Source organism: Emticicia sp. GW821-FHT11C11 (assembly GCF_058808615.1).
On the sequence record NZ_JBXARV010000002.1, the window covers coordinates 197,144 to 211,080 of the forward strand.

Below are 13,937 nucleotides of genomic sequence, written 5' to 3' on the forward strand. Positions count from 1 at the left end.
TAACACGTAAGTAATCTCAATTAAATGTTTAACAGATGAAGAAATTGTTTTTAATAATAAGCGGCTTGTTTGTTTCAACTACTATTGCATTTGCCCAGAAAGACCCTAAAGCCACGGTTATTCTGGACGAGGTGAGCCGTAAGTATCTGGGTATGAAATCATTCAATGCTTCGTTCACATATGGTGTGGAAGGCAGTAATGCGCAGTTGCTCGAAAGTACGAAAGGCGATGTAACAGTAAAGGGCGAGAAGTTCCGTTTAAAAATAGCAGGTCAGGAAGTTTTTACCAATGGCAAAGACCTCTATACTTATGTAAAAGAAACCAATGAAGTAAATATTACAGAGTTTGACCCTGCCTCTGACGACGCTCTGTCTCCTACAGGTATCTACAACCTTTACAAAAAAGGCTACAAATACATTCATGCAGGTGAAACAAAAGAAGGGAATCAGGCTTATGAATTAATAGAGCTTACGCCTGAAAGCAAATCGGGTAATGTGGCGAAGATTCAGATGAAAGTTGATAAGAAAGATAAATCTTTGAAATCTTGGAAAATATGGGATAAAAGCGGTAAACGTACGGTTTTCAGAGTCGACAAGTTTATACCCAACTTTCCTGCTGACGACAAACTTTTCACCTTCGATAAAAAATTGTATCCGGGTGCTGAAATAGTTGATTTACGCTGATAAATTTTGCGATAAAATAGAAGAGTCCGTTTCAGATATGTTATTGAAACGGACTCTTTTCATTATTTCCAGACTACTACACCCTCTCAAACACTGTTGCAATTCCCATACCTCCACCAATGCAAAGCGTCACCAGACCTGTTGCTTTATTAGTTCGTTCCATCTCATCAAGCAAAGCACCTGAAAGAATAGCACCGGTTGCTCCTAGCGGATGCCCCAGGGCAATAGCGCCACCATTCACATTTACTTTGCTGTGGTCTACCCCCAGTTGATCCATAAACAACATCGGTATGGCTGCAAAGGCTTCATTTACTTCAAAAATATCAATATCGTTAATAGACATGCCCGCTCGCTTCAATACTTTCTGCGTAGCCGGAACCGGCCCCGTGAGCATAATAGTAGGGTCTGACCCCACTACACCAAAGGCTTTTATTTTTGCCCTCGGTTTCAGTCCGAGTTTTTGTCCGGTTTCTTTGTTACCAATCAACAAAACCCCTGCCCCATCACTAATCTGTGATGAATTACCTGCGTGATGTACATGGTTAATGGCCACCAGCTCATTATACTTAAGCAATGCCAGTGCATCAAGACCCATGCCGCCCATCATTTCAAAGGCAGGTTTTAATTTACTCAGTGATTCCACCGTGGTGTCCGGTCGGATACCCTCGTCTCGGTCGAGTACGGTTAATCCTATTTCATCTTTCACAGCTACCATCGATTTATAAAAGCCGTTTTTCTGCGCCTCTACCGCGCGGCGAACTGACTCAGCCGCAAATGTATCTAAATCTGTTCTTGAATAACCGTATTTAGTAGCTATCAGATCGGCTGAAATACCCTGCGGCACAATGTTGTGGCGGGCTATTATCTGTGGGTTCATCATCATAGCGCCTCCGTCAGACCCCATTGGTACTCGTGACATTGATTCTACTCCCCCGGCAACCAGTAAATCCGACTGCCCGGACATTACATAAGCCGCTGCCATATTGATGGCCTCCAGACCCGATGAACAGAACCGGTTCACCTGCACACCTGCTACTGTTTGAGCGTAGCCCGAATCAAGTACAGCCGCACGGGCAATGTCTCCTCCTTGCTCACCTATCGGCGAAACACAACCCACAATCAAATCATCGACATAAGAAGTGTCTAAATTATTGCGCTCTTTTATTGCTTTCAAAACTGTGGATAACAATTGCACCGGCTGAATATCGTGCAAAGTGCCATCTGACTTGCCACGCCCACGTGGGGTTCTGATGGCGTCATATATGTAAGCTTCCATTTGTTTTATAGGTTTTGTTAGAATTAGTATGCTTGCATACTCTTCTGACAAAACTAAGAAATAGTTTAGTTTGATGCAAGCACCGAAACCATTACCTTTGCTTAAGCGCTATTACCTTATTATTCTTCCAGATGATTTCCTTGTTTCGCAATGCTTTCGGTGGTCTTTCAAAGCAGGTGTGGTTATTGGCAATTGTAATGTTTATCAACCGCAGCGGTACAATGGTAATCGCTTTCCTGACGGTATATCTTACACAGAAACTTCATTTCAGTATACAGGAGGCAGGTGTGGTAATGACGCTATTCGGAGCCGGTTCTATTTTCGGCACCTGGATGGGCGGAAAACTCACCGATAAGATCGGATACTACCCGGTGCAGTTCTGGAGCCTGTTTCTCGGTGGAATCATGTTTATCGTAATGGTGCAGGTTCAGCACTTTTATATGTTAGGTATCTGCGCCTTTTGCTTGAGTACTTTCGGGGAGGCTTACCGACCTGCTAACACAGCCTCTATTGCAGATTTCAGCACTCCTGAAAACTTTACGCGTTCAGTATCGCTCATTCGTCTGGCTATCAATGTGGGCTGGTCTATTGGCCCTGCTATCGGAGGTTTCCTGGCTGCCTACGATTACACCCTGCTTTTCTGGGCCGATGGCTTTACCAATATGGGTGCCGGCCTGATGGTCTGGGCATTTTTAAGAAGTACACGCAAGAAAAAAACAGTTGAAGAAAAAACCATTGTTGCAGACAAAAAAGATTCGGCTTTAAGAGACCGGCTGTATATGGTTTTCATACTGCTGGCTACGCTATATGCCATTGCCTTCTCGCAATTATTTACCATCGGGCCACTATTCTACAAACAGGCATGTAATTTATCGGAAGTGCAGATCGGCTATTTACTTGGTTTGAATGGCCTGATAGTAGCCCTGTTTGAGATGATATTTATTTATAAAATTGAAGGAAAATTCAGGCGTTTGTCATTAATCAGTTTGGGGGCATTTCTGGTGGTACCCAATTATATTATTTTCTTGCTTACACATAATTATGCCTGGCTTATTGTGGGTATCATCTTTGCTACTTTTTCCGAAATGTTTGCCATGCCATTTATGAACGCTTTCAGCATTGAGCGGGCGAAACCTCATAACCGCGGACAGTATTCAGCCATGTATGCCATGAGCTGGTCTGTTGCACAGATTTCAGCGCCATTGATAGGCACACAAACCATTGCCCTGTTTGGCTATGATGCACTCTGGTATATTCTGGGGTCTTTAGGTCTGATAGCGACCATAGGATTCGGAGCTTTACGAAAAAAACTGGTGTAAAGCCCCGCTTGAAATCCTCAGGATAAGTATAGTATAGGGTTTAGCTCTCCGTCTGCAATACTACCAACCGGCTTGCTGCCAAGCCAGGTTTGCCAGTCTGCCACACGATATTCGTTGGTAGGTTCTACGATTCTGATGTCTTTGTCCATGTAAATCATGGTCATTACTTTACGCGCTTTGTTGGATAAATTCGCACCGGCACGGTGATAAGTCCATCCGGCATGAAAACTGACTTCTCCTAATTCAAAAGGCGTATCGTTCATCGAAAACTGTTTCAGCGTTTCGGTCAGTAAGGCTTCAGACTCGTCAGATATTTCTTTGTTGCGACCGATTTCTACGTTCTGGCTTTTTTCTGCAAATGCCAGCGGGCCCATTTCCATAGGAGTTGCCTGAAGGGGAATCCACACCGTAATGGTGTTGGCATTAGACAAAGGCCAGTAAAACTGGTCGGCATGCCAGGGAGTGATACCTCCCGAAGGTTCTTTGTAAAGGGCCTGGTCATGATAGAGTCTCACGCCGGAGACTCCCATCAATTCCGCAGCAATGCGTGCCAGTCGTTCAGAAAAAACAAACTCTTTTACATCATCATTCTCTCGCCACATATTCATAATCTGCAAGAAAGCCCTTTCATAAGTGGTACGTTCTTCCATGGGTTTTGTGAGCTTGTTGAGTTTAAAAACCCAATCGGTAATGATTTCGCCATAATAAGCCAATACCTCTGCTGAAAGTACATGCTTCAACTTCACATAACCGTTTTCTCTGTAAAACGCAATGGATTCTTCCGACAATTGAAAGGGTTCTTTTAGTTGTAGCAAAAGTGATGTTTTTTCTAAACCGGCTATCATTGCCTAATCATGTTAAGGTTGAATAGAGTGCACAAAATAAGGTAGAATTTTTCAAAGAAAAATATTAATTATTCTCATTTTTATATAGTATTTTAACATAAATTTACAACTCATAAATTTATACATGTTAATTAATGCACTGTTATCTGAATCGTAACGGTGTTTCAATCTATTGCCTCAATGAAAGCCCTGTTCGAAAAAGTAATAACCAATGAAGGTTCTTCATTTCTGACAAGATATATTGCTTTACCTCAGTTTGATGCTCCGCTGCACTATCACCCGGAATACGAACTGACTCTGATTGTAAAAGGCCAGGGGAAAAGATTTGTGGGTGACCACGTATCAACTTTTGAAGCAGGTGACCTGGTTTTGCTCGGCTCCAATCTCCCGCATTTCTGGCGGAGTGATTCTACGGGTAAAAAGGAAGAAGAATTGCATGAAGCCATCGTAATTCAGTTTTCTCCGGTTTTTACAGATAATATCCTGAGCAGCCTGCCGGAATGCAAATCAATTATAGCACTTCTAAACCTGGCGGCTTCCGGTATCAGATTCCCCGAGGGGCTGGCGCCTCTCATCAGAAAAGTATTTGAAGCGGACGGAATAGCCCGATTGATTGCTTTGATTGAAGCGCTTGAGCAATTATCAAAATGTGAGAATTATCAGTTACTGGCCAGCGAAGGATTCAGTATTAAGCCGGATGAAACCGAAAATGAGCGGATGAGGAAAATTCTGGAGTTCACACTGGAGAATTTTAAAGAAGATATTTCATTGGAAACAGTAGCCGAAATTGCCAATTTAACCGTTCCATCGTTTTGCCGTTATTTTAAATCACGTACCAGAAAGACGTACATCTATTTTCTGAACGAAATCAGGCTGAGTAACGCCCGCAAAATGTTGATGGATAATCAATTGGATATCAGCCAGATTAGCATTGAATGCGGGTTTCAGAACCTGTCGCATTTCCACAGAATATTCAAAAGCCAGACAGGAGTTACTCCGTTGGTTTACAGAAGGCGATACGGATAAATAAGTCTATTGAGCTTTTTTGAAGATACGTTTAGGATCTTCTTTCTTTTCAAGCAAAGCCTGCAGAATTTCGGGATTACCACTTTGTGGATCCAGCTCGTAGCCTTTATGGAAATTTGCCCAGGCTTCGTCAATCTCGTTATTGGTCAGTTTAGCTAAAGACAACTGCATGTAGGCATTGGCATATTCCGGCGATTTCCTGACTACCTCTGTCAATAAACTGAATGTTTTGTCAAGATGCTCTGTCTTCTTATCAACCATATACCATTTCAGATATACTGTCGACAAATCGACCATCAGCGTAGTGTTATCTTCATTGTCTAATTGCAGTCCGTGTTCCATCAGATTTATCGCCTCTTCATATTTCTCGTTCTGATAGTTTATCACGCCCAAGCCCCAATATACGTCAACATTTTCGTCATTAAGCAGATATGCCAGATTGAATCGGTAGGTAGCTGTATCTCTCTGTCCTTCACTCAGGTACTCCCAGGCTCTTAAGGAAAAAAACTCACTGGCTTCTTTCCGGCTTTTAAAGTTCAGATCACAAACTTTCAGAAATTCGGCATCAACTAATTTCTGAGCTTCGGTTTTATCGTATCCCCCGAAAAGCGGCATCAAATGAATATTAGTACCTGTAGGAGCAAAACGTTTCTTAGCATTTTTGGTTTCCGGAGCAAACGAATTGGGCTTGGCAATGCTATGAGAAGTGTTCGACGGAGCAGCACCTAAACTCGCACTTTGCGCACGTAAAACAGGTTGTTGAGCCAGTAGTTCTACTGAAATAAGTAAGGTTACACACGAAAACAAATACAATCTCATCACTTTTCTTGAAATGAACTTCAAATAAATAACGTCCGGCTTGCTAAATTATTAGAATTTTTGAAAATTTTAATAATTCAACGAAAATCTATTTAAATGTACCGCTTTCCACCAATACTTTGCGCTTTTTCTGAAACTAATTGCCTATACGAAATATCAAGCAATTACCTCTCCGTATAAGTCAAATTCGGTAGCACCGGTTATTTTTATATTCGCAAAATCACCACGACGAACATACTGTGACGCAGGCACCAGCACCTCATTATCAACTTCAGGTGAGTCAAATTCTGTACGCCCGATAAAGTATCCACCTTCTTTCCGGTCGAACAACACCTTGAAAGTCTTTCCGATTTTTTCCTGATTCAGTTCCTGAGAAATCCCCTGCTGTAATTCCATTATCAGATCATTACGTTCCTGTTTTACTTCAGCAGGAATATCGTCGGGCATTGTATATGCGTGCGTATTTTCTTCATGCGAATACTGGAATACGCCTAAACGTTCAAATCTTGTTTCTTCTACAAACCGGTACATCTCTTCAAAATGCTCTTCGGTTTCACCGGGGTGTCCGGTTATCAGTGTCGTGCGCAGAGCAATGCCGGGTACGGTATCACGAATAGTCTTAATCAGGTCTTCGGTTTTCTGGCGGGTAATACCTCTGCGCATGAGTTTCAGCATTTCGGTCGAGCCATGCTGTAAAGGCATATCCAGATACTTGCAGATATTCGAACGGTTTTTAATCACATCCAGCACATCAAGCGGGAATCCTGACGGATAGGCATATTGTAATCGTATCCACTCAACCCCTTCCACATCCGACAACCGATCGAGCAAGTTAGCTAGCTCTCTTTTTTTGTATATATCAAGCCCGTAGTAAGTCAGATCCTGGGCAATAAGTATCAATTCTTTTGTGCCTTTTTTTACCAGGTTTCTGGCTTCCAATACCAACTCATCTATTGATTTTGAAATGTGGTTACCGCGCATAAGCGGAATAGCACAAAAACTGCAGGGGCGATCGCAGCCTTCCGAAATCTTCATGTAGGCATAATGCGCAGGCGTGGTCAACAGACGTTCTCCTACAAGTTCCTGTTTATAGTCTGCCTTTAATGTTTTAAGTAAACGAGGCAACTCATTGGTACCAAACCAGGCATCTACCATCGGTATTTCAGACTCTAATTCGTCTTTGTATCGGTGCGACAAACACCCTGTTACATATACTTTATCTACTACCCCGGCATCTTTGGCATCGGCATAGCGCAGAATGGTATCTATGGACTCCTGTTTGGCATTATCAATAAAACCGCAGGTATTGATAATGACTATATTGGCATCATCCTTTTTCGACTCGTGTGTTACATTATACCCATTGCCCTTTAACTGCGTGTAAATCACCTCAGAATCTACCAGATTTTTAGAGCAACCCAATGTAACTATGTTTACTTTATTCTTTACTGAACCTTTTGTTTTCAACTTAATATTGATTGTATTATGGTAACGATAGAATAGTTTAACGGCTATTCAAACTACAAAGTTCGTAAAAGAACAGGATATTAAAAAGTTTCGCATTACTCCCCGACCCAAATAGTGCTGTTCATGCAAAATACTAACATCTTTTTACCCTGTTAAATACATAAAAAGGGTATCGATAACCGATACCCTTTTCTATGCTATTTATGCCTGATTGGCTATTATGCCAGTAAACCTTTGCCCAGCAAATACTCAGCAATCTGAACTGCATTGGTAGCTGCTCCTTTACGCAGGTTATCTGCCACGATCCAGAGATTGATTGTTTTAGGCTGAGACTCATCACGACGGATACGCCCAACAAAAACCTCGTCTTTACCATGTGCATTGATAGGCATCGGATACACAAAGTTCTTGGGGTCATCCTGTATTATCACGCCTTCCGTTTCGCTCAGAATCTGAGTAACTTCAGCCAGGTCAAACTCATTTTCAAATTCTATATTCACTGCCTCCGAGTGCCCACCAATTGTTGGAATACGCACAGTAGTAGCCGTTACGGCAATGCTGTCGTCACCCATAATTTTCTTGGTCTCGTTGGTCATTTTCATTTCTTCTTTCGTATAGCCGTTGTCCAGAAAAACATCAATGTGTGGCAACACATTCAGGTCTATTTTATGTGGATACACCTTCGCCACATTTTCGTCACCGTTTCTTTCGGCAAAAAGCTGGTCAACAGCTGCTTTACCTGTACCAGTAACCGACTGATACGTTGATACCACCACACGCTTAATCTTGTATTTATCATGCAAAGGCTTCAATACCACTACCATCTGTATGGTAGAGCAGTTTGGGTTTGCAATAATTTTGTCTTCTGCTGTCAGCGTATCAGCATTTACTTCAGGCACAACCAATTTCTTGGTAGGGTCCATTCTCCAGGCTGACGAATTGTCAATAACCGGGATGCCTGCTTCTGCAAATTTCGGAGCCAAGGCCAACGAAGTACTTCCACCAGCCGAAAAAATTGCCACCGCAGGCTTCATCTTGATTGCGTCTTCGTAGCCTACTACTGTAAACTGCTTACCCTTAAATTCAACCTGCTTACCAATTGATTTTTCTGAAGCAACAGGAATGATTTCGGTAACGGGGAAATTGCGTTCCGCCAAGACTTTCAAGATTTCAGTGCCTACCAGCCCAGTAGCACCTACAACTGCGATTTTCATGATTAACAACCCTTTTAAAGGATGAAATTTTAGTTAGACATATATTTACAACAAAGCCCCAATTTTCACAGGGGCTTTGGGGGTACAAAAATAATAGTTTTTTATTTGCTTTTCTTGGAATAATCCAAAATATTTTAAAAAGTCCAGATTCCGTTCGGAGTAATACAATAATCCAGCTTTACATCAGCCTCATTCACATCCACAATGGCATCTACCGGATCAAAAAAAGAAACGCCGATTTTCACCACATCAGGCCGGCACTGCACCAGAAACCGATCATAGTATCCCTTGCCATACCCTACTCTGTAACCACGTTTGTCGAAAATAATCAAAGGCAGTAATACAAGGTCTATTTCTTTCGCATCCACTGTTAGTGGTGAGCTATTGATAGGCTCCGGGACTCCGAATTTATTTTCCAGTAAAATCGTGTCATCTTTCAGCGTATAATTGGTCATGCTGCCGTCGTCATGGCTCTTCGGTATTACCACTTCAGCCTTGAAATCTTTCTTCAGCGTATTGATAACCAATTGCGTATCGACTTCATTCTTTCTTCTGATGGGCAAAAAAGTATGGATAACAGCATAATTATGAACAGGGAAACTCCTGAAAAGCCAGTCATGGATTTTCTTTGAATAGCCACGGCTATCAGCACCCGACAGGTCTTTTCTTTTCTGCAGGTACTCCTTTCTCAATGCTGTTTTGTTCATACATCATGCCTCTTGTAAAGATTGTTCTGCTTTTTCTTTAGCTTTATTCTCTTTCCACTCTTTCCATTGGCTACCCATCACTTTGGCCATACCTTTATCTACAAAAGTATGTCGAACCAGATTCCAACCACCACGCACGGTAGTGAAGATCGAATCATTGGCTCTTAGAGCAAGGCTAAAACCACCATCAACATATTTAATATAATGCCACCACAAAGAAGGAATAAACACCGTTTCACCATGCCCGAAAGTAGCCTCATACCCAACAGAGTTTTTAAATGCAGGAAATCTTTCAAAATCGGGTTTAAGCGGATGCACATGGCTTTGAACCGTAAACGGATGTTGATATAGATTAACGCTTTCTTCAGGAGGAAAAAGTACAATCTTTTTACGGGTCTGGAACTGTGTCAGGAATACATGTGAACAATCCATATCGTAGTGAAGATTCACTTCAGAGTTTTGCCCGCCGAAAAACATAAACTTATAACTCTTCAGGAAGCCATCCATGATATTCGGGAAACGGATATCGTTGGCCAGTTCAGGTACTTTCTTAAAAATATCAAATAAGAAAATACGCAAGTCGGTTGGCCCCTGTTCTATCAGGCTCAGGTAGTCGCCGAATGGCATCGTTTTAGCCGCCTGATAATAAGTTTTTGCGTCGTGTACGTGGTTATCAAAAAGCGGTACTTCTATGTGTCCGTAATTTTTCCGAAGCCATTCAAAAGTCCATTTATCCAAAGCAGGCCAATCCTTCACTAAATCGGTAAATACTACCGGCTTCTTAGGCTTCAGATAATTTTCTATGAACTCCTCCCGGCTTAAGTTGCTGCGTCTTTCTATAGGTATCAGTTCCATAAAACAATAATTATTTAATTTTTATCGAATAAAACCAAATCAATAAAAATAATAAAACAGTAGAGTGTTGTATTTCAGTGCTGTTTATAAAAACCACCAGCATAAAAAAATGGTTTCAAAAAATGCTTCTGCCAATTAAAATTTTTATTGTCTGAATTTTATAAACTTTATTGAAACAAATTTTATAATAGTATGCTTTCATAATATTTTCTTTACAGTATCTTTGTAAAAAAATTATGCTTGCATACTATTTTAAGTAAAAACGCAATAAAATCTATGGCTTAAAATCACCGAAATATAGCAAATCTTTTGCTCAATCATAATGGAATACAATAATGTTCTTAATCGAAATCTTGCAAAGATTCAGAAAATGCCTGTTTTTCTGCAAGGCTGGTTACGTAACTATTCCATCGGCAGATTAGTCAAGTTTGTAGGTACTGCAGGTATACGTTTCGAGAAAATGACTTGCCATGAGGTCGTAATTACACTTCCAAACAAAACCAGAGTTCAGAATCATATCGGGCAAATACACGCTGCCGCCAGTACACTTCTGGCCGAAACAGCAACCGGAATGGTGCTGGGTATGAACATACCTGACAACAAGCTTCCGCTGATGAAAAACCTCTCTGTCAGGTTCATTAAGCGCAGCCGGGGCCAACAAAAAGCAATAGCAACTTTAACCGACCAGCAAATAAGAGAAATCAGAGAAACAGAAAAGGGAGATGTAAGTGTAGCCGTGAAAATTACAGACGAAACCGACGAGGAAGTGGTTGTAGCAGAAATGATCTGGGCCTGGGTACCAAAAAAATTAAATATCAACTAAAAAGCGAAAACTAATAGGTAAAAAGTTTCAGTAAATTAGAAAGTTTTATTTACTTGTTAGCTTAAATTTGTGTTTTATATACGGTTATGCCATACACTGTGAGACTTTTAAACTTAATTCAATGCAACATTTGGAAAGACTCCTCCGCAAATCCGGGCGCTTCTTATTCTGATGAGCACCCAGGTAATAAAAACAATCTCGTTTTAGTAGTAAAATTAGATTATAAATCATATTTTTAACAATAGAAAAGTAGCCGGAAAATCAACAAAAACTTTCCTGAAAGCATAAAACAGCAAAACTGAATTGATATGTCTTTTTTATCAGGGAATTACTTATTTTTTTGTTATTCAGATTAAAAGGCCGTTTACGTTTAATGCTTTACATTTGTGGGTTTCATAAGAAACCTTATTTAGATAAGAAATAATATTCAATCAAACATGAACCGTAGTATAAAAAAAGTAGCTGTTTTAGGTGCTGGTATTATGGGTAGTCGTATTGCCTTGCATTTTGCTAATATTGGAGTAGAGGTCTTATTGCTCGATATGGTACCCAAAGAAGCAAGTGATATAGAAAAAGACGGAGAATTAGATACTACTCAGACGGCCATTCGTAATCGAATCGTTACCGAATTATTTAATTCGGCTGTGAAGGCCAGTCCTTCGCCTATATATAGTCAGAAAGCGTTGTCACTTGTTAGTCTTGGCAATTTTGATGACGACATGCCAAAAATTGCGGATTATGATTGGGTGATAGAGGTAGTTGTTGAGCGCTTGGATATTAAAAAAACGATTTATGAAAAAGTTGACGAGTTCCGCAAGCCGGGCACACTTGTCACGTCAAATACTTCGGGTATTCCTATTCAGTTAATGGCGAAAGGCCGCTCTGAAGATTTCAGGAAACACTTCTGCGGTACGCACTTTTTTAACCCGCCGAGATACCTGCGCTTATTAGAAATTATTCCGACATCAGAAACGGATCCAGTAGTGGTCAATTTCCTGATGAATTACGGTGATTTATTTCTGGGTAAAACAACTGTATTGTGTAAAGACACCCCCGCTTTTATTGCAAACAGACTGGGTATATATGCCATGGTACAAACCATACGTATAGCTGAAGATATGGGGCTGACCGTTGAGGAAATTGATAAATTAACAGGCCCTGTAATAGGCCGGCCTAAATCGGGCACCTTCCGTTTGTCTGATATTGTAGGGCTTGACACAACCGTAAACGTATGTAACAACTTGTCGAAAGTTTTACGCGTTGACGAGTCAAAAGACGCCTTCCAACTACCGACGGTAATGGCCAAACTTCAGAAAAACAAATGGTTGGGAGACAAAACCGGGCAAGGCTTTTACAAGAAAACCAAAGATGAAAACGGTGGCACGGTTATTCTGGCACTAGATCTGAAAACTTTTGAATACAAACCTGCAGAGAAAGTAAAATTTGCAACACTCGAAGGCACTAAAAGTATCAGTAATCTGAAAAAGCGCTTTCCGATATTATTGAATGGCAAAGACAACGCAGGAGAATTTTACAGAAAAACATTTGCTGATTTCTTCCGCTATGCAACCAGACGTATCCCTGAAATAGCTGACGAACTCTACAGAATAGATGCAGCAATCTGTGCAGGTTTCGGCTGGGAGATCGGCCTGTTTGAAACCTGGGATGCCATTGGCGTGCGTAACATGTTGAAAATCATGGAAAACATGAACGTGAAACCGGCCACATGGGTGTATGAAATGCTGGATGAAGGTTTTGAAAGTTTCTATAAAATTGAAGACGGCAAACGTAAATATTACGATATTCCGAGTAAAACCTATAAGACAATACCGGGTTCAGAATCACTTATCATTCTTGATACTCTCCGCCAGAACAATGTTGTCTGGAAAAATGCCGGAGCAACTATTTTTGACCTGGGTGACGGTATAGCCGGTGTGGAGTTCCACTCAAAAATGAACACCTTTGGTGCCGAAGTTGTTGAAGGGCTAAACAAAGCTTATGCCATTGCAGAGAAAGATTTCAGAGGGCTGGTGATTGGGAACGATTCAAACGAAGCGTTCTCGGCAGGCGCCAATCTGGCTATGTTGTTTATGTTTGCGGTAGAGCAGGAATATGACGAAATCAATCTGATGATTGCCCAGTTTCAGCAAACCATGATGCGCGCCCGGTATTCTTCTATACCGGTAGTAACGGCTGCTCACAATCTGGCACTAGGTGGCGGATGTGAACTTAACTTGCATGCCGACCGCGTGCTGGCACATGCCGAAACCTATATGGGTCTGGTAGAATTGGGTGTAGGTCTGATACCTGCCGGTGGTGGTACTAAAGAAATGGCGGTTCGTTGCTCGGATATGTATCAGACAGGTGATACTGAGCTGAACATTCTGCAGAATGCCTTTATGAACATTGCTCAGGCAAAAGTTTCGACATCGGCACAGGAAGCGTTTGATATGAATTACCTTAAACCAAATAAAGACAGGATTGTACTGAATCGTAACCGATTGATTGCCGAAGCGAAAGACGAAGCAATCAAGCTGGCAGAAGACGGTTACACACAACCCATGCAACGCACCGATATTAAAGTGCAGGGTAAAACGGGCATTGCCCTCTTCAAGGCCGGAATCACCGGTATGTTGATGGGTAAATACATTTCACGCCATGACGCTAAAATTGCCGAAAAACTGGCTTACGTTATCTGTGGTGGTGATTTGAGTTATCCGCAGAAAGTATCGGAACAATACCTGCTTGATCTGGAAAGAGAAGCATTCCTTTCACTAACCGGTGAGAAGAAAACTCTTGAACGTATGCAGGGGCTATTGAGTGGCGGCAAACCTCCGAGAAATTAATTGACAGTAATTACATTGAATAATCTCTTACTTTTAGCATTGCTGAAAGCATTTATA

At 41.4% G+C, this 13,937-nt stretch carries 12 protein-coding genes; 5 read left to right on the plus strand and 7 right to left on the minus strand.

Annotated features, from left to right (window positions below; all coding sequences use genetic code 11):
• Window positions 1-35: 35 nt before the first annotated feature.
• Window positions 36-683 (plus strand): outer membrane lipoprotein periplasmic chaperone LolA1, encoded by a 648-nt coding sequence (gene lolA1 / locus AC1RRY_RS10730; protein WP_492820996.1) that lies wholly within the window; start codon window positions 36-38, stop codon window positions 681-683.
• Between the two features lie 76 nt (window positions 684-759).
• Here lolA1 and AC1RRY_RS10735 read toward each other — a convergent pair whose 3' ends face one another.
• Window positions 760-1,959, minus strand: a complete 1,200-nt coding sequence (locus AC1RRY_RS10735; protein WP_492820995.1) for an acetyl-CoA C-acetyltransferase — start codon at window positions 1,957-1,959, stop codon at window positions 760-762.
• Between the two features lie 131 nt (window positions 1,960-2,090).
• Here AC1RRY_RS10735 and AC1RRY_RS10740 point away from each other — a divergent pair, with 131 nt between their 5' ends.
• Window positions 2,091-3,278: an MDR family MFS transporter gene (locus AC1RRY_RS10740; protein ID WP_492820993.1), complete on the plus strand. Its 1,188-nt coding sequence runs from the start codon at window positions 2,091-2,093 to the stop codon at window positions 3,276-3,278.
• 17 nt (window positions 3,279-3,295) lie between these two features.
• Here the strand turns inward: AC1RRY_RS10740 and AC1RRY_RS10745 are convergent, their stop codons facing one another.
• The gene (locus AC1RRY_RS10745; protein ID WP_492820991.1) at window positions 3,296-4,123 is read right to left on the minus strand and encodes a phytanoyl-CoA dioxygenase family protein; all 828 of its coding nucleotides are present in this window, start codon (window positions 4,121-4,123) and stop codon (window positions 3,296-3,298) included.
• A 180-nt stretch (window positions 4,124-4,303) separates the two neighbouring features.
• Here AC1RRY_RS10745 and AC1RRY_RS10750 point away from each other — a divergent pair, with 180 nt between their 5' ends.
• Window positions 4,304-5,149 carry an AraC family transcriptional regulator gene (locus tag AC1RRY_RS10750; protein ID WP_492820989.1) on the plus strand — a complete coding sequence of 282 codons (846 nt, stop codon included), beginning with the start codon at window positions 4,304-4,306 and terminating at the stop codon, window positions 5,147-5,149.
• A gap of 6 nt (window positions 5,150-5,155) precedes the next feature.
• Here the strand turns inward: AC1RRY_RS10750 and AC1RRY_RS10755 are convergent, their stop codons facing one another.
• The 5 genes from AC1RRY_RS10755 to AC1RRY_RS10775 all read right to left on the minus strand — a co-directional run bounded on the left by AC1RRY_RS10755 (window position 5,156) and on the right by AC1RRY_RS10775 (window position 10,211).
• Window positions 5,156-5,968 carry a tetratricopeptide repeat protein gene (locus tag AC1RRY_RS10755; RefSeq protein ID WP_492820987.1) on the minus strand — a complete coding sequence of 271 codons (813 nt, stop codon included), beginning with the start codon at window positions 5,966-5,968 and terminating at the stop codon, window positions 5,156-5,158.
• Between the two features lie 156 nt (window positions 5,969-6,124).
• Entirely contained in the window at window positions 6,125-7,435 is a 1,311-nt protein-coding gene (rimO, locus tag AC1RRY_RS10760) for a 30S ribosomal protein S12 methylthiotransferase RimO (RefSeq protein WP_492820985.1), read from the minus strand.
• A 218-nt stretch (window positions 7,436-7,653) separates the two neighbouring features.
• Window positions 7,654-8,649: an aspartate-semialdehyde dehydrogenase gene (locus AC1RRY_RS10765; protein ID WP_492820983.1), complete on the minus strand. Its 996-nt coding sequence runs from the start codon at window positions 8,647-8,649 to the stop codon at window positions 7,654-7,656.
• A 134-nt stretch (window positions 8,650-8,783) separates the two neighbouring features.
• Entirely contained in the window at window positions 8,784-9,356 is a 573-nt protein-coding gene (locus AC1RRY_RS10770; RefSeq protein ID WP_492820981.1) for a 5-formyltetrahydrofolate cyclo-ligase, read from the minus strand.
• A 3-nt stretch (window positions 9,357-9,359) separates the two neighbouring features.
• Complete coding sequence (locus AC1RRY_RS10775) at window positions 9,360-10,211, minus strand: cupin-like domain-containing protein (protein ID WP_492820979.1); 852 nt, start codon at window positions 10,209-10,211, stop codon at window positions 9,360-9,362.
• 322 nt (window positions 10,212-10,533) lie between these two features.
• Between AC1RRY_RS10775 and AC1RRY_RS10780 the strand changes: the two genes are divergently transcribed.
• On the plus strand, window positions 10,534-11,034 hold the full coding sequence (locus AC1RRY_RS10780; RefSeq protein ID WP_492820977.1) for a DUF4442 domain-containing protein: 501 nt from the start codon (window positions 10,534-10,536) through the stop codon (window positions 11,032-11,034).
• Window positions 11,035-11,471: 437 nt separating this feature from the next.
• The gene (locus tag AC1RRY_RS10785) at window positions 11,472-13,880 is read left to right on the plus strand and encodes a 3-hydroxyacyl-CoA dehydrogenase/enoyl-CoA hydratase family protein (RefSeq protein ID WP_492820975.1); all 2,409 of its coding nucleotides are present in this window, start codon (window positions 11,472-11,474) and stop codon (window positions 13,878-13,880) included.
• The last annotated feature ends 57 nt before the right edge of the window (window positions 13,881-13,937 follow it).